Consider the following 21,927-nt stretch of genomic DNA (forward strand, 5'->3'; position numbering starts at 1 on the left):
TCCCTATGAAAATTGCCGTCATCGCCGACATCCACGGCAACCTGCCGGCGCTCGAAGCCGTCCTGGACGATCTGAAGGCGGAAGCGCCGGACGCGATCGTCAATCTCGGCGATTGCGTCTCCGGTCCGCTCTGGCCGCAGGAGACGGCTGAACGGCTGATGGCTGAAAACTGGCTGACGATCCGCGGCAATCACGACCGACAGCTTTTCGACCGTCCACGCGAGAAACTTGGCGCATCGGACGCCTTCGCCGCCGAAAGACTGGACGCCCGCGCCTCGAAATGGCTGCAGGATCTGCCGGCAACCGCCCTCTTCGACGATGTTTTTCTCTGCCACGGCACGCCGCGCCGGGACGACGTCTATCTGACCGAGAAAGTGGAAGGCCCCAAGGGTCATCTCGCCTCCGAGCCCGAGATCCTTGCGGGTCTGGACGGAGAAGCCGCGCCGCTGCTGCTATGCGGCCACACGCATATCCCGCGGCTGATCCGCCTTTCCACCGGACAGACGGTCCTCAATCCGGGCAGCGTCGGCCTGCCTTCCTACGATGACGACCATCCGAACCGCCATGCGATGGAAGCCGGCAGTCCGCACGCCCGCTATGCCATATTCAGGCGTCGCGGACAGCAGTTCGATTTCACCTTCAGGGCGATCGAATACGATTGGGATCTTGCGGCGCGGCGGGCGGCGCAAGGCGGGCGTCCCGACTGGGCCCGTTCGCTCAAGTACGGCTTCTTCGGCCCGCTTTCCTGACACCCCTTTATCGCTGAACATATGTGGGCGAGACTGTCATCGCCCCTGACCGGAGTTTGAACCTCGCCATGAAAGTTGCCGACGCCGATATCCTGATCGTTCCGGGCTGGCAGAATTCCGGGCCGGACCACTGGCAGTCGCGCTGGATGGAAAAGATGTCCACCGCGCGCCGGGTCGAGCAGGACGACTGGGAGAATCCGGATCTCGACCGATGGGTCGACCGGCTGGTGGAAACCGTCGAGGGCGCGACGCGCCCGGTCGTCCTCGTCGCGCACTCGCTCGGCGTGCCGACCGTCGTGCAGGCCTCGGGCCGGCTGGCGCGCAGGGTCCGCGCCGCGTTCCTCGTTTCCTGCCCCGACGTGGAGGACGAGACGCGCGTTCCTGCAATGCTGCGTCATTTCGGGCCGCTGCCGCTCGATCCCCTGCCCTTTCATTCCTGGCAGGTGGCAAGCCGCACCGACCCCTATTGCGAGTTCGAGCGGGCCGAGCGCTGGTCCAGGCACTGGGGCACGAAGCTGCTCGACGCGGGCGATGCCGGTCATCTCAATACGGAAAGCGGACAGGGCCCATGGCCGGAGGGCGTCCTCGCCTTCGCCCATTTCATGAAGGAGCTCTAGGGTCCTGACCCTAGGGGCTTCCCCGGGCTGAAAACGACGGCTGTCCTGGAGGCCGCCAAAAGGGCGGCCTTTGGCGTTCACAATCGCGCAATCCGGCAAAAACGCCGCGGATTCCTTGGGTTTCCCACGAAAAGTTGAGTGGTCTGTCAGTGGTATTTCCCGCAGTCTCTCGGCAGCTAACGTGGGAGACAGACATGCTGAAAACGTTGCTGGCGGGCGCAGCACTCGCATTCACGGCCGCGACGGCCATCACCGCCCCGGCCACCGCAGCCACCGAAGGCGAGCGCGTGCAGGTGACAGGCGAGGTCATCGACAGCTGGTGCTACTTCTCCGGCGTCATGGGCGGGCCGGAGGCGGTGACCGGCACGTCGCACCACACCTGCGCGCTGTGGTGCGCGGCGGGCGGCATCCCGGTCGGCATCCTCGCGGATGACGGCAAGGTCTACATGGTGCTGAAGTGGAAGGGCAATTCCAACGTTGCCGACGGTACCAGCCTGCTTTCGGTGCAGAGCCACCGCCTGACCGCCGACGGCGTTCATTACGAGCGTGACGGGATCAATTATATCCTCGTCGAGAACATCGTGAATGACGAGGGCATCGTCTACAAGAATCACGAAGACTACGGCTTCGTGCCGCCCTTCGCGCAGCCCAAGCAGTAAGGCGAGGTCATCCTTATGAAGAAGCTTCTGATGACGGCGGCCGCGCTGCTGATGGCCGTTCCGGCGCTTGCCGAGGAAGGCAAGTTCTCCGCCAACAGCCAGGCCAAGCCCTGGAACCTGTTCGGCGAGGAGACTGCCCGTTTCACCGCCAAGGTGACCGACGGCCTTTGCGCCCTGACCGGCGATTGCCCCGACGATTGCGGCGGCGGCGAGCGGCAGATGGTCCTGATCCGCGACGCCGACAATGCCGTCGTGCTCGCCAACAAGAACGGCCAGCCGATCTTCTCGGGCGCGACTGTCGATCTTGCCGCCTATTGCGGCCAGCATGTGGAAGTCGACGGCCTGCTGATCGGCGATCCGGAGCTGACGCCGGGCCTGACGGCGAAAGTCTTCATGGTCCAGACCATCAAGCCGGTCGATGCCGACGAATTCGCCAAGGCGAACCTCTTCAGCAAGGCCTGGGAGGAAAAGCATCCTGAAGCCCAGGGCAAGGGCCCGTGGTTCCGCCGCGATCCCGGCGTGAAGGCCGAGATCGAGAGAACCGGCTATTTCGGCATCGGCCATGAGGTCGACAAGAAGTACCTGGAGGAAAACCCGCAATGATCCGCTGGCTTGCTGCGGCGGCCCTCGGGGTCGCGGCTGCATTTGCCTATGATCAGTTTGCCCGCGAGGACATCGCCGTTCTAGTGAGGACGGCGGCCCTCCCGGGTGCGGCGTCGCCTGACGCCGGGCAGACACCGGCGGCTGCACAAGATGCTTCGGCGCCTGCGGCCAGCCCGCAGTTGCCCGATCTCGGGCCCGCGCTGCCCTTCCCGATCGCCCTGGAAGCCCGCTTCAAGCTGACGGACCAGGACGGGCGCGCGGTTACCGAAGCCGATTTCAAGGGCAAGCCGATCGCGCTTTTCTTCGGTTACGCCAACTGCGAATCGGTCTGTTCGGCAGTGCTTCCCGACATCGCCCGGGCGCTCGATATCCTCGACGAGGGCGGGCACAAGATCGATGCGGTGATGATTACCGTCGATCCCGACCGCGATTCGCCGCAGGCCATGAAGAAGGCCCTGCCGCGCTGGCACGAGCGCCTGATCGGCCTCACAGGCTCGAAGGAAGAGCTGCAGAAGGTCTGGGATGATTTCCAGGTCGAGCATGAGATCGTCGGCCACGACGAAAAAGGTGGGGCGATCTACGCCCATGGCAGTCTTGTCTACCTGATCGGGCCGGATTCCAAGCTCATGACGATCCTGCCTCCGGTCTATGGCTCGGAGCATATGGCGCGGATCTTCGAACGCTACGTCTCGGGCTGAGCGGCGGCATTTCGGGCATCCGCCGATCGGGCGGATGCCCGTTGCACGTCATTCCCCGATGCTTTTCAGCATCTCCATCGCACCGGCGGTCACCAGGCCGACATCGATGCCCAGCGCTAGCAACGGGTATCCCATCGCCATGCCTGCCCTGGCGTGATCGGCGTCGATACAGAACAGGCCGGCCAGACGGCCCGCGGCCCGCGCACGCCTGGCGATATCCGCACAGGCTTCCAGGCAGGCCTCGCCCTTGGGATCGACCGCGGTGCCATTGTTCAGCGTAAGCGAGAGATCGGCCGGGCCGACGAAGACGCCGTCGATACCGTCGAGCGCCAGGATATCGTCGAGGGCTTCGAGAGCGGCCGGCGTTTCGATCATCGCGAAGGCGAGCGTATCGGCGTTGGCGGACGAAAAATAGGCCGGCGGCTGCAGGCCTGCGAGCGTCGCCGCGCGATGCGGCCCCCAACTGCGCGCGCCCATCGGCGGATACTTGGTCGCCGCGACCAGCGCCAGCGCATCGTCGACGGAATTCACCATCGGCATGATCACGGCCTCCGCGCCGAGATCGAGCGCGCGCGAGGCGGTCGCGAATTCATCGACCGGCGGCCGCACCATCGGGTGCCCGCCTCCGGCCACGACCGACAGGATACCCTCGCGCACCGAAGCCACGTCATGCATGCCGTGCTGCATGTCGAGCGCAACCGCCTTGTAGCCGGCGCGCGCCATCAGTTCGCCGAGAATCGGCACCGCGAGCGACGACCAGGCGGTCACGATGGTTTCGCCGGAACGAAGGCGGCTGGCGAGCGTCACGCGGGGAGTTGTCATTGAGCTTGTATCCAGGCTGGTATCATCACTGATATTGGGGCCGAAGGGAGCCCATCAAAGCGCCTGGAACATAATCCGTCAAAGCGGAATCGCCTCGACGACAAGGAGATGGTCCAAGAATTTGATTCCCGAGCGCTTTCCTGTCGCGAAAGCGATCCCCGCCGGACAGGCAGGCCCGTCCGGCAGGAATTCATGAATTGGCCGGAAAGGCCTCAGCCTTCCTTCTGGATCTGCTCGGCCGCCTGTTGCAGCAGTTCATCCATGGTACGGCGGATCTGGTGGTCGGACTGGTCGACGCCCGCATCGTCGAAATCCTTGCGGATCTTGCGGAAGACGTCGTCGTCGCCCGGCTCCTCGAAATCGGCGCGAACGACCGACTTCGCATATTCCTCGCCCTTCTCCGCGTCGAGGCCGAGCTTGTCGGCAGCCCAAAGCCCGAGCAGCTTGTTGCGCCGTGCCATCGCCTTGAAGCGCAACTCTTCGTCATGCGCGAATTTGTTCTCGAAAGCCTCTTCACGCTTGTCGAATGTGCTCATGAGCTCGTCTCCTGCCTGATCACCACTAAGCCCGAACCTGTCGGGATTTCTTCGCGCTCTTCGCCTGCAACCGCCGCCATGGACTCACAGCTTCCAGTATCGAGATTAGCTGCCCCCCTTGCACGTCTCAATGACGCTCAAGGATGGCTGCTGACCCACGCATGCTGCGAAAAGCCAGGGAAGGCCCCCATTCACATATGGGCATTGATCGCGGCATTGCATATCCCCAAGGCGCGGCCAAATCAACGCGATATCATGACAATGGCAGGGCGGCGGCGCGCCAGGATGTGGAGCATTGCCGAAGACCTGTTGCCGCTGCGTTAAAGCGGCGCAGCGCGGGCTTGCAGGTCGTTTCCGGCGATGATTGTGCTTTGCCCCCTGATCGTGTAGGTTCCGCGCCACGAAAGTGGGGGCCGATCGATCCTTCACCGCCTGGCGTCCCTCCCGCCCGCGGTGGATCCCAACGCGGAGTTCCTGCTGGAACATGGATTTTCTCTCGAAAACACGGTACGTGCCAATGAATCGCCGCCGGCGCATCTATGAAGGTAAGGGCAAGATCCTTTACGAGGGTCCCGAGCCTGGAACGCTGATCCAGCATTTCAAGGACGACGCCACCGCCTTCAACAACAAGAAGCATGAGATTGTTGACGGCAAGGGCGTTCTCAACAACCGGATCTCCGAATTCGTCTTCAACCACCTCAATGCGATCGGCATTCCGACGCATTTCCTGCGCCGCATGAACATGCGCGAGCAGTTGATCCGCGAAGTCGAGATCATCCCGCTGGAAGTGGTGGTGCGAAATGTTGCCGCCGGATCGCTGTCGCAGCGCCTTGGCATCGAGGAAGGCACGCAGCTTCCGCGCTCCATCATCGAGTTCTATTACAAGAACGACGAGCTCGGCGACCCGATGGTCTCCGAGGAGCACATCACGGCCTTCGGCTGGGCGACGCCCCAGGAACTCGACGACATCATGGCGCTCGCCATTCGCGTCAACGACTTCCTGTCCGGCCTCTTCCTCGGCGTCGGCATCCGCCTCGTCGATTTCAAGATCGAATGCGGCCGCCTTTATGAAGGCGACCTGATGCGGGTCGTCGTCGCCGACGAGATCTCGCCCGACAGCTGCCGCCTCTGGGACATCCAGACCAACGACAAGCTGGACAAGGACCGCTTCCGCCGCGACATGGGCGGGATGCTGGAAGCCTATCAGGAAGTCGCCCGCAGGCTCGGCATCCTGAACGACAACGACCGGCCGGCCGGTACCGGCCCCGTGCTGGTGAAATAAGGCACAACAATCGGGCAAGGCCGCTGAAAAGCGGCCTTTTCCTTTTTGGCGGATCGCTGTATTGAGCAGCGCACATCGAACTGCCGCTACGTCTTACCGAAAGCCGAGTGATCTCCATGAAAGCACGCGTGACCGTCACCCTGAAGAACGGCGTTCTGGATCCGCAGGGCAAGGCGATCGAGGGCGGCCTCGCCGCGCTCGGATTTGCCGGCGTCGGCCATGTCCGCCAGGGCAAGGTCTTCGACATCGAACTTTCGGGCCGCTCGGCCGAACAGGCCAGAGCCGACCTCGCCGAGATGTGCGAGAAGCTTCTCGCCAACACGGTAATCGAGAATTACGCGATCGAGATCGTCTGAGGCTTCGAGATGGACGAGGACAGCGCCCGGGCAATCCGCTTCCTGCTTGCCAAGGCCGCCGTCTTCATCCTCCTTCCGGCCGTTCTTGCCGCTCTTGCCGCCCTCTTTCTGGTTTGACGACCCACGGGACCAGCCAAAATGAAATCAGCCGTCATCACCTTCCCCGGTTCCAACCGCGAGCGCGACATGATGAAGGCGCTGGAGCTTGTGACGGGCAAGGCGCCGCTCTCCGTCTGGCATACGGAAACGAGCCTGCCGGATGTGGATCTCGTGGTGTTGCCGGGCGGCTTTTCCTATGGCGACTATCTGCGGGCCGGCGCCATTGCCGCCCGCTCCCCGGTCATGGACGCGGTACGCGACGCGGCTTCGCGCGGCGTGCTGGTGCTTGGCGTGTGCAACGGTTTCCAGATGCTGACGGAAGCCGGTCTCCTGCCCGGCGCCCTGATGCGCAATGCCGGCCTCACCTTCGTCTGCCGGGAAGTGAAGCTGCAGACGGTCAACAGGACCTCCGCCTTCACCCGCGCTTTCACGCAGGGCCAGGTCTGGCGCTGCCCCGTCGCCCATCACGACGGCAACTATTTCGCCGATGCCGAGACGCTCGCCCGCATCGAAGGCGAAGGCCAGGTGGCGTTCCGCTATGCGGACGGCACCAACCCCAACGGTTCGGTCAACCATATCGCCGGCGTGCTGAACGCGCGCGGCAATGTGCTCGGCATGATGCCGCACCCGGAAAACCTGGTCGAACCGCTGCAGGGCGGCATTGACGGCCGCACGCTGTTCGAAGGCGTCGCCGGCCTGACCGAAGCAGCCTGACGCCCTTATTCGGCGGCTTGAAGCATCGCCTTGCGATCCTCGCGCGGCGGATGACCGTAGGCACGCTGATAGGCCCGGGTAAAAGCCGCCGCGCTTGAAAAGCCGACCCGGCCGGCCACCGTCTTCAGCGGCAACCCGCCCGCAATCTCCTGCCTTGCCACGATAAGCCGCCAGTTGGCGAGATAGGCGCCCGGCGTCTGTCCGACGATCTCGCGGAAGTTGGTGGCGAACACCGTGCGCGACATGCCGGCAACCTCGGCCAGGTCCTCAAGCCGCCAGGCGCGTTCAGGCGCCTCGTGCATGGCGACCAGAGCCAGCGCAAGTTGCGGATGCGCAAGGCCTGCGATCAGTCCGCCGCCCGCATTGCCCGAAGCAATCGCATGGCGCAGCAGGCGGATCACCACCACTTCGCAGAGCCTGTCCACCGCCGCCTGATGGCCGCAGCGCGGGCTTTCCACCTCGTCGCGCAAAACGGTCGCGACAGCCGCCAGCGCCGGCGCCTGGCAGAGATCGACCCGCACTTCCCTTGGCAGGGCAAGGGCCAACGGCGCTCCCTCGCCGCCCAGTTCCACCCGGGCGGCCACCACGACGGCGTCGATGTCGATACCCTCCGCCTCGCCTCGGGGACGAAACACCAGTTCATCCATGCCGGTGCCCTTGCTGCAATAGGCATTGGAGACGAGGAAGAGATTGGGTCTGATCGGATCTTCCGGCCCCTGCGCCACGAAAGCGCGGATGCGGAAGCGGTCGATCAGCGCGGACAGCCGGTCGATTCCTCGTTTGGGGCTCATCATTCACACTCGCGGCATCGGAACGCAGAAGCAAGAAACAAGAATGGTATTTTGCGCAATGTACGATAACTCTTCGCCGGAAGCCAGCCGTCCGGGCGTTTTTCCGGATGGTCGATCGTCACTGATTGCGATGATCCGGCAATTGCTGGCGGAGCGCGTGTCAGCCCTGCGCTCGTCGGCTTAACGAATGTCATTTGTGCAGGAGAGTTCCATGCTGATCCCCCGTCAGGCCGTTCCGGCTCTGAAGATTGAAACGCTCGCCCACGGCACCTTCGACCTGCAGGCGCAGACGCCGGAATTCGCCACGCTTGTCGTCTTTTATCGCGGCCTGCACTGCCCGATCTGCGCCACCTATCTGAAGGAACTGCAGCGGCTGATGCCGGATTTCGCGGAGCGCGGCATTCACCCGATCGCCATTTCCTCCGACACCAAGGAGCGGGCCGAGGAATTCGTCAAGCGCGCCGACCTCAACGCCCTGCCGGTCGGCTATGGCCTGCCGCTCGCCGAAGCTCGCAAGTGGGGTCTCTACATCTCCACCAGCCGCGGCCCGACCTCGATCGGTATCGACGAGCCGGCGCTGTTCTCCGAGCCGGGCCTGTTCTTCGTCAAGCCGGACCACACGCTCTACTTCGGATCGGTGCAGACGATGCCGTTCTCGCGCCCTGTGTTCAAGGACATGCTGCCGTCGCTCGACTTCGTGAAGAAGGTCGATTACCCGGCCCGTGGCGAATATACCGGCGCCGTCTGAGCAGGCCGGAAGCCTTTGCTGATTGCCGGCCGCCGGATACCTTGTCCGGCGGCCTTTTTTGTTCTTGCCGGAGGCACCGTCCCAATGAGCGCATTCGCCGAACCGGCCCTCACCATCACCGGCCTCAGGGCCCGTGCGGTGAAGGCGCCCCTTGCCCGCCCGATCAAGACTGCGTCCGGGGAGATACCGCAGGCACCGCTGGTCCTGATCGACATCGAGACCAGCGGCGGCGTCACCGGGTCGAGCTATCTCTTTGCCTACACGCCGCTGACCCTGAAGGCGCTTGTCGCCTTCCTCGACGACCTTGCGCCGCACCTCGTCGGCGAGCCCGTCGCGCCCGTCGCGGTGATGGAGAAAATGGAGCGGCTGTTCCGCCTGCTCGGCAAGCAGGGCTTGGTCGGCATGGCGATGTCGGGCGTCGACATGGCGCTCTGGGACGCTCTGGCGAAATCGAAGAATTCGCTCCTCGTCACCCTGCTCGGCGGAATTCCCCGATCGGTGCCGGCCTATGACAGCTACGGCGTGGTTGATCCCCGGCGCGATGCGCCGTCCATCGAGCGTTCGCTGGAACAGGGTTTCAAGGCGATCAAGATCAAGCTCGGCATCGGTTCGGTCGCGCTGGATGTGGAGACCGTCCGGGCCGTGCGCGAGATGATCGGGCCGGACGTCAGGCTGATGGTCGACTACAACCAGTCGCTGAACGTGACGGACGCGCTGGAGCGCATCAACGCCATAGCCGGCTACGACATCGCGTGGATCGAGGAGCCGGTTCCCGCGGAAGACCTGGCTGGCCACGCCGCCGTGCGCGAGCGCTCGCCCGTGCCGATCCAGACCGGCGAGAACTGGTGGTTCGCCGAAGGCATGGCGAATTCCGTCAACGCGGGCGCCAGCGATCTCGTGATGCCGGACCTGATGAAGATGGGCGGCGTTACGGGCTGGCTGAAGGCGATGGGTATCGCCCAGGTCGCCTCGCTGCCGGTCTCGACACACCTCTTCATCGAGACATCCGCCCATGTGCAGATCGTCACCCCCAATCCGCACTACCTGGAGTATCTCGACTTCGCCGGCTCGATCCTGACCGAACCGCTGCCGGTGACCGACGGCTGCGTCGTCCCGCGCGGGCCCGGCATCGGCATCGCCTGGGACGAAAAGGCGGTTGCCCGCAACCTGATCTAGGGTCTGTCGGGCATCAGGACTTGGCGCGCGGCAGGTGGAACCGGACCGCGCCCGGGCGGACCTTCACGTCGAAAACCCGTTCGGCGGCCGGTTCGCCATCGAAATTGACGTCGAGCGGTTCCTCGCTTTCCACACGGAATTCCGGCGCCTGTGCCCGCACGATGCGGTTTTGCAACTCGCCCAGGCCGTTGCGGGTAATGGCGGAGAGGGTTTCGAGGATATCGGCGCCCGTCAGCGCCGGCAGGATCATCAGGTCGAGCAGGCCGTCATCCGGGCGCGCTTGCGGGCAGAGCTCGATGCCGCCGCCCGCCATCCGGCCATTGCCGATCGCCATGGCGAGAAATTCCCCTTCCCAGCTGAAATCGTCAGCCTTGAAGGAGCCCGCCGAGGGGCGCAATTCGCCGATCCTGCTCACGCCGGTAAAAATATAGGCCGCCCCGCCCATCAGCTTCTTCATCACGGGGTCGGTCTCGACGGTTACCCTTGTGCCCGCCCCTCCCGTCATCAGGTTGACGAAGAGCCGGCGGTCGGCTTCCCCGACATCGAGCGGCACGGGCTCGCTCTCGACGCACAGACGAAGGGCGGCATAGGGGCTGGCAAGCGGGATGCCGGTGCCGTGTGCGAAGTCGTTGGCCGTGCCGAGCGGCACCAGACCGAAGCTGCAGGGCGGCGCGGCGGATTTCGCCAGGGCCGCGCCGATCACCTCGTTCAGCGTGCCGTCGCCGCCGCCTGCAACGATGGTATCGATCCTGCCCTCTTCGGCAAGCCGTATCCCTTCCCCGGTCAGGCGGCGGCTATCGCCTTCCTCGAAAGTGACGCGCACCTCGATGCCGACCCCCTTGGCGCGCAGCCGTGCGACAGCATCGCGCAGATCGTCACGCTGCGCTGCCTTGCCATGAAGGATGAGGAAGAGATTGCGCCGTTGCGACACCAGACCGTCCCGATTGAAAAGCCGACGGTAAGAACATGGCACGCGAGCCGGGCTATACAAGGGACCCGCTCGCCGCCGGGGTCAGCTGCGAGCGGGCCAGTCGAGCAGGCTGCAGGCCGCCTGCCAAAGGCCGGGGAGGCTCAAACCTCGGGATTGCGTTCGTAACGACCGGTCAGCGGATTGCGCCTCAGACCGACATCCGCAAGCTGCGCCGCCGTGAGTTCGTTGAGGAGCGCGCTGTTGCGCCGCGCTCGAAAGCCTTTCAAAAGGCGCGCGAGGACCGCTGCAACAAACGAACCGCCTGTCCTTGCCGTTTCATCCGCCGCTGCGATCGTACCCGTGCAGAACTCGCGGTCATGCGCCTTGATTGTATCAATTGTACCCATACCCATGGCAGACACTCCACGAATTGCCCCAATTGCCTCCCTCGTGAATAGATGCATTGACTCCCGAATTGTCGCAATATAGAAAATTGTCACCATGACAAATTGGCTACCCAGTCTCGACGAGGGCACGGCTCCCCTCTATGTCCGCCTCGCGGATCGCATCGAGCAGGACATCGCTACCGGCATTCTTGGAGCAGGCGCGAAGCTGCCGCCCCAGCGCGACCTTGCCTACGACATCGGCGTGACCATCGGCACGGTCGGGCGCGCCTACGCGCTGGCGCGCGAGCGCGGCCTCGTCAGCGGCGAGGTCGGGCGCGGCACCTACGTGCTGGATCGCAACCCGCAGTCAGTTCCCCGCGAGGCGGCGGCGATCCCGGCGCGGTCGGACTATGCGGTTTCGGGACAGGCGCCGGTGGAGTTTGCCGGCACCCGCATCTACCTGCCGCAGCCGGACGAGATCCGCATGGACAGTTCGGCTGCGCCCGATGTCGGCCAGTCGGCCATCCTCGACCGACTGATGCACGAGATCTCCACCGAGCACCCGCAGGAAATCGCCAGCTATTCGCGCACCCATCCCCCCGGCTGGCTGGAGGCGGGTGCCCGCTGGCTTGCCTGCGGCGGCTGGCAACCGGCGCCCGAATCGATCGTCCCGACGATCGGCGCCCATGCCGGCATCGTCGCCGTTTTGTCGGCCATGTCCGCGCCGGGCGACCGGATCGCCTTCGAGAGCCTTACCTATTGTTCCTTTTCCAGGGCGGCAGGCTTGCTCGGCCGCCGCAGCGTGGCGGTGGATTGCGACGAAAACGGCATGATCCCGGAGGAGTTCGAGCGGCTGTGCGCCCAGCAGCATCCCAAGATGCTGTTCCTGATGCCGGCGCTGCACAATCCGACGCTCGCCGTGCTTTCCGGCGAACGCCGCCGCGCCATCGTCGAGATCGCGCGCCGCTACAATGTCTGGCTGATCGAGGACGGCGTCTATGGCGCGCTGATATCCGGGCAGACCACGCCGCTCGCAGCCCTGGCGCCGGAGCGCACCTTTCATGTCGGCAGCCTGTCGAAGGCGGTATCCGCCGGCGTGCGCGGCGGCTGGGTGTCCTGTCCCGAACCTTATGTCCACCGCGTCCTGACGGCGCACAAGCTTACCGGCGGCGGCATCGTCTACCTGCTTGCCGAACTTGCCGCCCGCCTTGTCCTTTCGGGTGCTGCCGACGATATCCGCGACCGCGCCAAGCAGACGCTGGCGGAGCGGGAAGCTCTGGCACGCAAGGTCTTTGCCGGGTTCGACTTCCGCTCCAATCCGGAAGTCCCCTTCCTCTGGATGAAGCTGCCGGATCCCTGGCTGTCGGGCACCTTCAAGGCGGCCGCCCGGCGCGAGGGCGTGCTGGTCGATGACGAGGACGAGTTCAAGCCGCTGCGCAGCGACCGGGCCTATCACCGCTTCCGTATCGGCTTTTCCGCGCCCGGCTCCGCGGAAGAAATCCGGCACGGCTTCGAGACGATCCGGCGGCTGCTGGCGGAACCCGCCGCCGGCTACGACAGCTATGCGTGATCTTTGACCCTGGCAGTCGGCGCGGGAATTCCCTTCCGTCAAACCATCTGCTAAACGGGCGCGGAAACGTCCATCGCTTTCCGCCTCAGCCCGAGGGTCCGCACGCCCAATGATCCCCAACGACATCAAGATCACGCCCGAACTCATCGCCGCCCATGGCCTGAAGCCGGACGAATACGACCGCATTCTCGACCTGATCGGCCGCGAGCCGACCTTCACGGAGCTTGGCATCTTCTCGGCCATGTGGAACGAGCATTGTTCCTACAAGTCGTCGAAGAAGTGGCTGCGGACGCTGCCGACCAAGGGGCCGCGCGTCATCCAGGGCCCGGGCGAGAATGCCGGCGTCGTCGATATCGGCGACGGCGAGGCCGTGGTCTTCAAGATGGAGAGCCACAACCACCCCTCCTATATCGAGCCCTACCAGGGCGCGGCGACGGGCGTGGGCGGCATTCTGCGCGACGTCTTCACCATGGGCGCACGCCCCGTCGCGGCGATGAACGCGCTGCGCTTCGGCTCCCCGGATCACGCGCGCACGCGCCATCTGGTGGCCGGCGTCGTTGCGGGTGTGGGCGGCTACGGCAATTCCTTCGGCGTGCCGACCGTCGGCGGCGAAGTAGAGTTCCATGCCCGCTACAACGGCAACTGCCTCGTCAACGCCTTTGCCGCCGGCATCGCGAAGACGGACGCGATCTTCTATTCCAAGGCCGAGGGCGTCGGCCTTCCGGTCGTCTATCTCGGCGCCAAGACCGGCCGTGACGGCGTGGGCGGCGCCACCATGGCGAGCGCGGAATTCGACGAGACGATCGAGGAGAAGCGCCCGACCGTTCAGGTCGGCGATCCCTTTACCGAGAAATGCCTGCTGGAGGCCTGCCTGGAGCTTATGGCGACCGGCGCGGTCATCGCCATCCAGGACATGGGCGCAGCCGGCCTCACCTGTTCGGCCGTCGAAATGGGTGCCAAGGGCGACCTCGGTATCGAGCTCGATCTCGACAAGGTGCCGGTGCGCGAAGAGAACATGAGCGCCTATGAAATGATGCTCTCCGAGAGCCAGGAGCGCATGCTCATGGTCCTGAAGCCGGAAAAGGAAGAAGAAGCGGAAGCCATCTTCCGCAAGTGGGGCCTGGACTTCGCCATCGTCGGCCATACCACGGACGACCTGCGCTTCCGCATCCTGCATCAGGGCGAGGAAGTCGCCAACCTGCCGATCAAGGAACTTGGCGACGAGGCGCCCGAATACGATCGCCCTTGGGCGGAAAGCGCGAAGCGTCCGCTGCTTGACGCCGAAGACATTGCCGAGCCCTCGGACTACGCGGCGGCGCTGCGCACGCTGGTCGGCAATGCCAACGGCTCCTCGCGCCGCTGGGTCTACGAGCAATACGACACGCTAGTCCAGGGCAATTCCATCGCGACGCCGGGCGGTGACGCAGGTGTCATCCGCGTTGCAGGCGATGCGGGAACCGGCCGCAAGGGCCTTGCCTTTTCCGTCGACGTGACGCCCCGCTACGTGGAAGCCGACCCGTTCGAGGGCGGCAAGCAGGCGGTCGCCGAATGCTGGCGCAACCTGACCGCCGTCGGCGCGGAGCCGCTGGCCGCCACCGACAACCTCAATTTCGGCAACCCGGAGCGGCCCGCGATCATGGGCCAGTTCGTCGGCGCGATCAAAGGCATTGGCGCTGCCTGCACCGCGCTCGACATGCCGATCGTTTCCGGCAACGTCTCGCTCTACAACGAGACGCAGGGCGAAGCGATCCTGCCGACGCCGGCGATCGGCGGCGTCGGCCTGCTGGATGACGTGACCGCCCGGGCAAGCCTCGCCTTCGCCAATGAGGGGGACGTCGTCATCCTCGTTGGCGGCGGGGGCACGCATCTCGGCGCGACCGCCTATCTGCGCGACATTCTCGGCCGTGAGGAAGGCGCGCCGCCGCCCGTCGACCTGGAGGCGGAGAAGCGCAACGGCGCCTTCATTCGCAGCCTCATCCGTTCCGGCCGCGTGACGGCCGTGCACGACATTTCCTCAGGCGGGCTCGGCGTCGCCGTCGCGGAAATGGCAATGGCCGGCGGCATCGGCGCCACCCTCAAGGCGTATGGTCCCGCTCATGCATGGCTCTTTGGCGAGGATCAGGCCCGCTACGTGGTTACCTGTTCGGCGGACGCTGCGTCCGCCCTGCTGGAGGACGCGATTGACGCCGGCATTGCGGCCGAGGAGATCGGCTCGGTCGGCGGTAGCGATTTGACTGTAGAGGGTATTCTCTCCATATCCATTGCAAACTTGAGCGAAGCCCACGACAATTGGTTCCCGGCTTACATGGCGGGTCACTGACGGGATTCGCCGGGATTCCGCGCAATTGCGCGAGGTTTCCCGACATTGCAGGATTTGCAGGAAAGGTGAGAACCACATGGCGATGGATGCACGGGAGATCGAGGCGATGATCCGGGAGGCGCTGCCCGACGCCAAGATCGAGATACGCGACCTCGCCGGCGATGGCGACCATTATGCGGCCGTCGTCGTGTCGCAGGCCTTTGTCGGCAAGAGCCGCGTGCAGCAGCACCAGATGGTTTTTCAGGCCCTGAAGGGCAAGATGGGCGGCGAATTGCACGCTCTGGCCTTGCAAACTTCCGCGCCGGAATAAAAATAGACGCAAGATACCTCGCTCGCCGGAACTTGAGCCGGCGCAACGAAAGGACAGGATGAAATGAGCGTTCAGGACTGGATCAGGAATGAGGTGGACACCAACGACGTGGTCCTCTTCATGAAGGGCACGCCGACCTTCCCGCAATGCGGATTTTCCGGCCAGGTCGTGCAGATCCTCGATTACGTCGGCGTTCCCTACAAGGGCGTCAACGTGCTCGCCGACGACGAAGTCCGTCAGGGCATCAAGGAATTCAGCAACTGGCCGACCATCCCGCAGCTCTACGTGAAGGGCGAGTTCGTCGGCGGCTGCGACATCATCCGCGAAATGTTCCAGAACCAGGAACTGCAGTCGATGCTCGCCGAGAAAGGCATCGAGACCTCGCAGACTGCCTGAGCCTGACAAAAGATACAGTATTGGACGGGCGCACCGGCCTCCGGTGCGCCCGTTTTTATTTCGGCTACTGCATGAAAACTCGGCATTACGTCGCGAATCACTTAACCTGAATCCGGGATGAATGCCGGTTTCAGCGTCCCGTCATCAGTCGGCCGCCATTCTCCATTCCCACATCCCCCGCGCGATTGGCCTGCGGGGCGAGACCGGGAGGGTGGCATGATGGGCACAGGCAGGCAAAGCAGACGGATGGGGCGCCTGGGCACCCTCGCCGCCGTCGCTATCGCAAGCTTCGCCTATGTCGGCCTCGCCGATGAACGCGACCCCAAGCTGCGCAAGATCCAGTGCACGGCCTTGACGGTCTTCGCCCCCTCGAACGGACTGAGCGCCAAGGAGCTTTGCCGCGCCCATGGCGGCCTGGCGGCGAACAGGAAACCCGCCCCGACGCAAGGCCTCGTCATCCTGGTGCGCAACCAGCCGATGGGCGGGTCCGAGGGACTGATCCCGGCGCACTGACCACTACGCCGATAGCAGCACCCTATTCCGCCGCCGCCAGAGCCCGGCCGAATTTCCGTCTGGCGTCGAGGGCGAGGCCCGAGCCGACGCTGCCGAAGACGTCGCCCTGCACCACATGTGCCTCGCGGAACTTCCCCGTCAGCGACTGACGGACAAAGGGGATCGACGCCGAACCGCCCGTCAGGAAGACTGTGGAGATTTCCGCCTCGCCCACCCCGGCAAGCTTCAGGCATTCGTCCAGCGCCGCGCCGACGCGCGTGACGGCGCCGTCGATCGCTCCCTCCAGTTCACCGCGGCTGAACGCGATGTCGAGACTGCCGTTCATCAGGCCGAAGTGCATGCGGTAGTCGTCGTTTGCCGACAGGCCGACCTTCGCCCCTTCCACCGCGCCCGCCAGCGCATGGCCGAGCCGTTCCTCCACCAGGTCGATCAGCCGTTGCACGCGCTCCGGTTCGCTGGCGTCGTATCTGAGTTCCTTCAGCATCTGCGCCGCCTGCGGCGTGTAGAGGAAATTGATGCGGTGCCAGGTGGCGAGCTCGAAATAGGCCCAGCTCGGCAGGTCGCGCTTGCCGTCGCGCGCGGGTGTCCCGTGGCCAAGTTCCGGCATCACCTTGCGCATGCTGAGCAGCTGGTCGAAATCCGTACCGCCGACATGCACGCCGGAACTTGCGAGAATATCCTCGCGCCGGTCGGCCCGCCTGCGCCGTTCCGGGCTCACGCGCACGATGGAGAAATCCGATGTGCCACCGCCAAGGTCGATGATGACGGCCAGTTCCTCGCCCGTCACCTGCCGCTCGTAGTCGAGCGCGGCGGCGATCGGCTCGAACTGGAACTCGATCTCCCTGAAGCCGGCATCGCGGGCGATCGCCTCAAGCTCGTCCTGCGCGCGGCGGTCGGCGACCTCGTCGCGATCGATGAAGAAGACCGGACGGCCGAGAACCACCTGTTCCAGCGGCACGCCGCAGGCTTCTTCGCCGCGGCGGCGCAATTCCTTGAGATACAGGCCGATGATTTCGGCAAAGCTCCAGCGCTGCGCCTTGATCGCCGTCTTTTCCCCCATCGCCTGGGTGCCGAGCACGCTCTTCAGCGAGCGCATCAGCCGGCCCTCCACGCCTTCCACATAATGGCGCACCGCCTCGCGGCCGAAGCGGATGTCGTTTTCCTCAAAGGAGAAGAAGATCGCACTCGGCAGTACCACGCTGTCGCCCTCGAGCGCCAGCAGGCGCGAGGACGTTCCCTCGGCAAGGGCCACCGTGGAATTGGACGTACCGAAATCGATGCCACAAGGCGGGCTGGCGGACATGGCTGAGGGTCCCGGTCGAGTCATTTGCATCATGAGACGAAAGAACCTTTCTCCGGACGACAGTCGCCATCCGGCTGGAAGGTCCTGATTGCGTTCGTTTGTTATTCGGCGGCGAACAGCCTGCCCATCATGGCAAGCCCGGCCCCGCAGGCTTCCTCGCCCTCGCCGCCTTCCGCGCGGGCTTCACCCGGCCTGAGGTTGGCGAAATCATAAAGCGCACGGTCCAGGAGATGCGAGGGCCGCGCATGGGCAAGCGCGCGCGCCATGATGCCGAGGCGGCCCGGAGACAGTTTTTCCCAGCCTTCCAGCATCTTCTTGATCTCCGCCCGCTGCAGGCCGTCCTGGCTGCCGCAGAGATCGCAGGGGATGATCGGAAATTCCATCGCACGGGCGTATCTGGCGATGTCGGTTTCGGCGCAATAGGCGAGCGGGCGCAGCACCATCAGGTCGCCCTCGTCATTGACGAGCTTCGGCGGCATCGCCGCCAGACGCCCGCCGTGGAAGAGGTTCATGAAGAAGGTTTCCAGCGCATCCTCGCGGTGGTGCCCCAGCACCACGGCCTCGCAGCCCTCCTCGCGGGCGATGCGATAGAGAATGCCGCGCCGGAGCCTTGAGCAGAGCGAGCAATAGGTCTTGCCCGACGGGATCTTCGCCGTGACGATGGAATAGGTGTCCTCGCGCACGATGCGTTTTTCGATGCCGTGGCGATCGAGGAATTCCGGCAGGATATGGCTCGGGAAGCCCGGCTGCGCCTGGTCGAGATTGCAGGCGACGATATCGACGGGCAGCAGGCCGCGCCACTTCAGGTCGATGAGCACGGCGAGCAGGGTATAGCTGTCCTTGCCACCCGACAGGCAGACCAGCCATTTCGGCTTGCGGCCGTCGGCGGGCAGCATGCCGTAATCGTCGATCGCCTGCCGCGTTTCGCGCAGGAGCCGCTTGCGGAGCTTCTTGAACTCGACGGAGGACGGTGCCTGCCTGAGCAGCGGCGGGCAACCATCGTCCACTGCATCGTCGGTGCCAAGGGCGGCAATCGCGTCGGTCATGGCCTTGTCGTCGTCCTCGAACGGATCGGAAAGGGGCGAATGGGGCGGCACCATGCCCGAGCGGGGCGCCGGAGGCAAGCCGGCCATTCCTCCCCTCAAAAGAAAAAGGCCGCTCTTTCGAGCGGCCTTTGGACAGTCGCTATCGCGGCCTTATCAGCGCGAATAGAACTCGACCACGAGGTTCGGTTCCATCTGCACCGGGTACGGCACGTCCGAGAACTGCGGTACGCGGGAGAAGGTCGCGACCATCTTGTTGTGGTCGGCGTTGATGTATTCCGGCACATCGCGCTCGGCGAGCTGGACGGCTTCCAGCACCAGAGCCATCTGCCTGGACTTTTCCTTGACCTCGATCACGTCGCCCGGCTTGCAGCGGTAGCTCGGGATGTTGACCCGGCGGCCGTTGACCTTGACGTGGCCGTGGTTGACGAACTGGCGCGCGGCGAAGACCGTCGGAACGAACTTCGCACGGTAGACGATGGCGTCGAGACGGCGCTCGAGCAGGCCGATCAGGTTCTCCGAGGTGTCGCCCTTCATGCGGGAGGCTTCCACGTAGACCTTGTGGAACTGCTTCTCGGAGATATCGCCGTAGTAGCCCTTGAGCTTCTGCTTGGCGCGCAGCTGCACGCCGAAGTCGGAGAGCTTGCCCTTGCGGCGCTGGCCGTGCTGGCCCGGGCCGTAGTCGCGGCGGTTGGCCGGGGACTTTGGGCGGCCCCAGATATTCTCGCCCATGCGGCGATCGAGCTTGTACTTGACGCTATGGCGCTTCGACATTCGCGGTTTCCTTCGCGTTTGTTCTTCGATTTAAAGGAAACGCGCCCTCCTTTCCCCTTGAAGGAACGAGCCTTCTCGAGACGACAGGACCTTGGACCGAACAGCGCCGCCCAAGGATCCGCGGGTGCGTAAAAAAGCACGGCGGACCGTCAAGCCCGCCAAGCTCGCACGCGTGTAGTCGATAGGCGCCCTTCTGTCAAACGCTTCCGCCGTCCGGAGCGGGAGCATCGAAGATGAAGGGAAGGCCTTCGGCAACGGATCCCGAGGTACGCAGGTAAAGATCGCCGCGCCCGCGCGCCGCGCCCTCGCCCGCCGGCGCGATCACCGCCGCGAGCCGCCGCGCAATGGCCGGCGCCGGATCGATCCATTCCACCTCCCAGGGCGCTGCCTGGCGCATTTCCTCGATCAGGAAGGGATAATGAGTGCAGCCCAGCACGATCTTGTCCGTCCGCCGACCGTTCTTTTCCTTGAAGCAGGGGGCGATTTCGGCGGCGAGCAGATCAGGATCGACTGGCCGCTGGCCGAGCTTGTCTTCGGCCAGCGCGGCAAGGCGTGTCGCCCCGACCAGCGTTACCGCCACTTCCGGCGCGAACTGATGGATCAACTCGAACGTATAGTCCCGCTTCACCGTGCCGGGCGTGGCGAGGATCGAGATCAGCCCGCTTGCGGTGCGTTCCGCCGCCGGCTTCACCGCCGGCACGGTGCCGACCACCGGAACCTGCAACCTCGCACGCAACCCCGGCAGCACCAGCGTCGACGCGGTATTGCAGGCAATCACCACCGCCTGCGGGTCATGCTCCCGCGCAAGACCGGCGACCAGATCCACCACGTGGTCGGTCAGTTCGCCTTCCCGCCAGTTGCCATAGGGAAAGGCGGCGTCGTCGGCCACATAGACCATGGCGAGGTCTGGCCTCGCCTTGCGGATTTCACGAGCGACCGAAAGCCCGCCGATCCCGGAATCAGCAACCAGAACCGGCCGGCTGTCGCTCATTCTTCGCCCGTTTCCTGCTCGTTCGGCTCGCATTCGTCTACCGCTTCGCCCGCACTTTTGTGCGGCCGGGTCGGCCGGCGCTCGAAGGCGGCGATCACGCCGCGCAGCGACCTCACCTCCTGTTCGGTGAGGTTCGCCTTCTGGAAGATATTGCGCAGGTTGAGCACCATGGATGGGCGTTTTTCGGGCGGACGGAAGAAATTGATCTCGTCGAGCGCGCTTTCCAGGTGTTCGAAGAAGCGGAAGACGTCCTCCTTCGGCGCCGGCGGGTTCGTTTCCTCGTCGAGCCGGAAGGGCAGCGCGCCGCCGCTGGCCTTCACGCGCCATTCGTAGGCGCAGACCAGCACCGCCTGGGCGATGTTGAGCGAGGCGAATTGCGGGTCGACGGGCAGCGTGACGATCTCGTCGGCCAGCGCCACCTCCTCGTTGTTGAGCCCCCAGCGCTCGCGGCCGAAGAGATATCCAGTGCCTAGCCCCTGCCGGCCATAGCCGGTGACCGTCACCGCGGCCTCGTCCGGGCCACGCACGGGCTTCGAGACCTCGCGCGAACGCGCCGTAGTGGCAAAGACGAAATGCAGGTCGGCGATCGCCGCCTCCACGCTGTCGAACACCTTGACGTTGTCGATCACGTGGTCGGCGCGGCTTGCCGCCGCGCGCGCCTTCTCGCTCGGCCAGCCGTCGCGGGGGTTGACGATCCTGAGATCCGTCAGGCCGAAATTGGCCATGGCGCGCGCAGCAGTGCCGATATTCTCGCCAAGCTGCGGCTCGCACAGGATCACGGCGGGAGGGCGGACGTCGATCTTCAGCGCCGCTTCATCGATTTTCGCGTTTCGGGTCATGGCGCGGATTTAGCGGAACTCGGCGGCGAATTCCAGCATCAGAAATGACGCGGCTCACGCGCGGAAGATATCTGGATCCCGGCTCTCGCGATGCGACTTGCGCGCACACGGGCCGGGATGACGACGGAGTGTGGGGCAAGCACCTGCCTCACACTCAACCGTCGGAGGACGGGCCGCCTCTCCCCTCGTCTTCGCCGGGCCCAGTACAGGGAAACCACCCGGCGATCCATGAACGGTTGCGGCGAGGAGACATGCCGCATGGATACGCGGGTCAAGCCCGCGTATGACGAGCCGAGGGGTTACGGCAGAGAGGCGGCCACATGCCCTGTCATGCTTGCGCACCCACACGTCCTGTTGCGGACCAACCGGCCCACAAGCTCTGTCATGCCCACGTAGGTGGGCATCCAGTAACCACGGTGGCCGGAGATTCAGCCACCAACGCATGCGTTTACTGGATCCCCGTTTTCACGGGGATGACACCGGAGTATGCGACAAGCGACCTGCCACACCCTCGACCGTCGGAGGACGCACAGCCTCTCCCCTCGTCTTCGCCGGGCCCAGACCCGGCGATCCATGGACGGTTGCGGCAAAGGGTGATGCCGCGTGGATAAGCGGGTCGAGCCCGCGTATGACGAACCGAGAGGGTCGTGGCGGAGAGGCAGCCACATACCCTGTCATGCCCGGCCCGACCGGGCATCCAGTAACCACAAAGGCTGGAGATT

General features: G+C 64.8%; 26 protein-coding genes. 16 read left to right on the forward strand and 10 right to left on the reverse strand.

Annotated features, from left to right (window positions below; genetic code table 11):
* The first annotated feature begins 5 nt into the window (after positions 1 to 5).
* The 5 genes from H2509_RS11165 (at position 6) to H2509_RS11185 (ending at position 3,326) form a co-directional block, all read left to right on the forward strand.
* Positions 6 to 749 carry a metallophosphoesterase family protein gene (locus tag H2509_RS11165; protein WP_182165228.1) on the forward strand — a complete coding sequence of 248 codons (744 nt, stop codon included), beginning with the start codon at positions 6 to 8 and terminating at the stop codon, positions 747 to 749.
* Positions 750 to 817: 68 nt separating this feature from the next.
* Positions 818 to 1,366, forward strand: a complete 549-nt coding sequence (locus tag H2509_RS11170) for an RBBP9/YdeN family alpha/beta hydrolase (protein WP_182165230.1) — start codon at positions 818 to 820, stop codon at positions 1,364 to 1,366.
* 194 nt (positions 1,367 to 1,560) lie between these two features.
* Positions 1,561 to 2,025: a hypothetical protein gene (locus H2509_RS11175; protein ID WP_182165232.1), complete on the forward strand. Its 465-nt coding sequence runs from the start codon at positions 1,561 to 1,563 to the stop codon at positions 2,023 to 2,025.
* A 15-nt stretch (positions 2,026 to 2,040) separates the two neighbouring features.
* A complete protein-coding gene (locus H2509_RS11180; protein ID WP_182165235.1) occupies positions 2,041 to 2,628 on the forward strand; it encodes a hypothetical protein in 588 nt (195 codons plus the stop codon).
* Positions 2,625 to 3,326 (forward strand): SCO family protein, encoded by a 702-nt coding sequence (locus H2509_RS11185; RefSeq protein WP_182165238.1) that lies wholly within the window; start codon positions 2,625 to 2,627, stop codon positions 3,324 to 3,326. Before H2509_RS11180 ends, H2509_RS11185 begins: the two co-directional genes overlap by 4 nt.
* Before the next feature lie 48 nt (positions 3,327 to 3,374).
* Here H2509_RS11185 and H2509_RS11190 read toward each other — a convergent pair whose 3' ends face one another.
* Together H2509_RS11190 and H2509_RS11195 are read right to left on the reverse strand one after the other, a co-directional pair.
* Positions 3,375 to 4,148 (reverse strand): HpcH/HpaI aldolase family protein, encoded by a 774-nt coding sequence (locus H2509_RS11190; protein ID WP_182165240.1) that lies wholly within the window; start codon positions 4,146 to 4,148, stop codon positions 3,375 to 3,377.
* Positions 4,149 to 4,360: 212 nt separating this feature from the next.
* A complete protein-coding gene (locus tag H2509_RS11195; protein WP_182165243.1) occupies positions 4,361 to 4,684 on the reverse strand; it encodes a DUF1476 domain-containing protein in 324 nt (107 codons plus the stop codon).
* Positions 4,685 to 5,168: 484 nt separating this feature from the next.
* On the opposite strand from H2509_RS11195, the gene purC reads away from it, so the two are divergent.
* The 4 genes from purC to purQ all read left to right on the forward strand — a co-directional run bounded on the left by purC (position 5,169) and on the right by purQ (position 7,135).
* The gene (gene purC / locus H2509_RS11200) at positions 5,169 to 5,966 is read left to right on the forward strand and encodes a phosphoribosylaminoimidazolesuccinocarboxamide synthase (protein WP_182165245.1); all 798 of its coding nucleotides are present in this window, start codon (positions 5,169 to 5,171) and stop codon (positions 5,964 to 5,966) included.
* A gap of 116 nt (positions 5,967 to 6,082) precedes the next feature.
* The gene (gene purS, locus H2509_RS11205) at positions 6,083 to 6,322 is read left to right on the forward strand and encodes a phosphoribosylformylglycinamidine synthase subunit PurS (RefSeq protein ID WP_182165248.1); all 240 of its coding nucleotides are present in this window, start codon (positions 6,083 to 6,085) and stop codon (positions 6,320 to 6,322) included.
* A gap of 9 nt (positions 6,323 to 6,331) precedes the next feature.
* Positions 6,332 to 6,439: a phosphoribosylformylglycinamidine synthase-associated small membrane protein gene (locus H2509_RS20800; protein ID WP_213085655.1), complete on the forward strand. Its 108-nt coding sequence runs from the start codon at positions 6,332 to 6,334 to the stop codon at positions 6,437 to 6,439.
* Positions 6,440 to 6,460: 21 nt separating this feature from the next.
* Complete coding sequence (gene purQ / locus H2509_RS11210; protein WP_182165250.1) at positions 6,461 to 7,135, forward strand: phosphoribosylformylglycinamidine synthase subunit PurQ; 675 nt, start codon at positions 6,461 to 6,463, stop codon at positions 7,133 to 7,135.
* Between the two features lie 5 nt (positions 7,136 to 7,140).
* Here purQ and H2509_RS11215 read toward each other — a convergent pair whose 3' ends face one another.
* The gene (locus H2509_RS11215; protein WP_209001914.1) at positions 7,141 to 7,926 is read right to left on the reverse strand and encodes a helix-turn-helix transcriptional regulator; all 786 of its coding nucleotides are present in this window, start codon (positions 7,924 to 7,926) and stop codon (positions 7,141 to 7,143) included.
* 211 nt (positions 7,927 to 8,137) lie between these two features.
* On the opposite strand from H2509_RS11215, the gene H2509_RS11220 reads away from it, so the two are divergent.
* Both H2509_RS11220 and H2509_RS11225 read left to right on the forward strand, forming a co-directional pair.
* Positions 8,138 to 8,674 (forward strand): peroxiredoxin-like family protein, encoded by a 537-nt coding sequence (locus tag H2509_RS11220; protein ID WP_182165255.1) that lies wholly within the window; start codon positions 8,138 to 8,140, stop codon positions 8,672 to 8,674.
* A gap of 84 nt (positions 8,675 to 8,758) precedes the next feature.
* Complete coding sequence (locus H2509_RS11225; protein WP_182165258.1) at positions 8,759 to 9,850, forward strand: enolase C-terminal domain-like protein; 1,092 nt, start codon at positions 8,759 to 8,761, stop codon at positions 9,848 to 9,850.
* Between the two features lie 13 nt (positions 9,851 to 9,863).
* On the opposite strand, the gene yegS is transcribed toward H2509_RS11225, so the two are convergent.
* Positions 9,864 to 10,781 (reverse strand): lipid kinase YegS, encoded by a 918-nt coding sequence (gene yegS, locus H2509_RS11230; RefSeq protein WP_182165261.1) that lies wholly within the window; start codon positions 10,779 to 10,781, stop codon positions 9,864 to 9,866.
* Positions 10,782 to 10,921: 140 nt separating this feature from the next.
* Positions 10,922 to 11,173, reverse strand: coding sequence for a hypothetical protein (locus tag H2509_RS11235; RefSeq protein WP_182165264.1), 252 nt, complete (start codon positions 11,171 to 11,173; stop codon positions 10,922 to 10,924).
* 88 nt (positions 11,174 to 11,261) lie between these two features.
* Here H2509_RS11235 and H2509_RS11240 point away from each other — a divergent pair, with 88 nt between their 5' ends.
* The 5 genes from H2509_RS11240 to H2509_RS11260 all read left to right on the forward strand — a co-directional run bounded on the left by H2509_RS11240 (position 11,262) and on the right by H2509_RS11260 (position 16,255).
* Entirely contained in the window at positions 11,262 to 12,716 is a 1,455-nt protein-coding gene (locus tag H2509_RS11240) for an aminotransferase-like domain-containing protein (protein ID WP_182165266.1), read from the forward strand.
* A gap of 109 nt (positions 12,717 to 12,825) precedes the next feature.
* A complete protein-coding gene (purL, locus tag H2509_RS11245; protein ID WP_182165268.1) occupies positions 12,826 to 15,036 on the forward strand; it encodes a phosphoribosylformylglycinamidine synthase subunit PurL in 2,211 nt (736 codons plus the stop codon).
* Positions 15,037 to 15,112: 76 nt separating this feature from the next.
* Positions 15,113 to 15,346: a BolA family protein gene (locus H2509_RS11250; RefSeq protein ID WP_182165270.1), complete on the forward strand. Its 234-nt coding sequence runs from the start codon at positions 15,113 to 15,115 to the stop codon at positions 15,344 to 15,346.
* A gap of 63 nt (positions 15,347 to 15,409) precedes the next feature.
* Positions 15,410 to 15,742, forward strand: coding sequence for a Grx4 family monothiol glutaredoxin (gene grxD, locus H2509_RS11255; RefSeq protein WP_182165273.1), 333 nt, complete (start codon positions 15,410 to 15,412; stop codon positions 15,740 to 15,742).
* 216 nt (positions 15,743 to 15,958) lie between these two features.
* On the forward strand, positions 15,959 to 16,255 hold the full coding sequence (locus tag H2509_RS11260; RefSeq protein ID WP_182165275.1) for an antitermination protein: 297 nt from the start codon (positions 15,959 to 15,961) through the stop codon (positions 16,253 to 16,255).
* 22 nt (positions 16,256 to 16,277) lie between these two features.
* Here the strand turns inward: H2509_RS11260 and H2509_RS11265 are convergent, their stop codons facing one another.
* The 5 genes from H2509_RS11265 to H2509_RS11285 form a co-directional block, all read right to left on the reverse strand.
* Positions 16,278 to 17,558 (reverse strand): Hsp70 family protein, encoded by a 1,281-nt coding sequence (locus H2509_RS11265; protein ID WP_182165277.1) that lies wholly within the window; start codon positions 17,556 to 17,558, stop codon positions 16,278 to 16,280.
* A 101-nt stretch (positions 17,559 to 17,659) separates the two neighbouring features.
* Entirely contained in the window at positions 17,660 to 18,604 is a 945-nt protein-coding gene (ttcA, locus tag H2509_RS11270; RefSeq protein ID WP_182165746.1) for a tRNA 2-thiocytidine(32) synthetase TtcA, read from the reverse strand.
* A gap of 153 nt (positions 18,605 to 18,757) precedes the next feature.
* Positions 18,758 to 19,375, reverse strand: a complete 618-nt coding sequence (gene rpsD, locus H2509_RS11275; protein ID WP_182165280.1) for a 30S ribosomal protein S4 — start codon at positions 19,373 to 19,375, stop codon at positions 18,758 to 18,760.
* Between the two features lie 196 nt (positions 19,376 to 19,571).
* Entirely contained in the window at positions 19,572 to 20,366 is a 795-nt protein-coding gene (gene murI / locus H2509_RS11280; protein WP_182165283.1) for a glutamate racemase, read from the reverse strand.
* Positions 20,363 to 21,205, reverse strand: coding sequence for an RNA methyltransferase (locus H2509_RS11285; RefSeq protein WP_182165286.1), 843 nt, complete (start codon positions 21,203 to 21,205; stop codon positions 20,363 to 20,365). Before H2509_RS11285 ends, murI begins: the two co-directional genes overlap by 4 nt.
* Between the last annotated feature and the right edge of the window lie 722 nt (positions 21,206 to 21,927).

This window comes from Stappia albiluteola (genome assembly GCF_014050225.1).
Taxonomy (GTDB): domain Bacteria; phylum Pseudomonadota; class Alphaproteobacteria; order Rhizobiales; family Stappiaceae; genus Hongsoonwoonella; species Hongsoonwoonella albiluteola.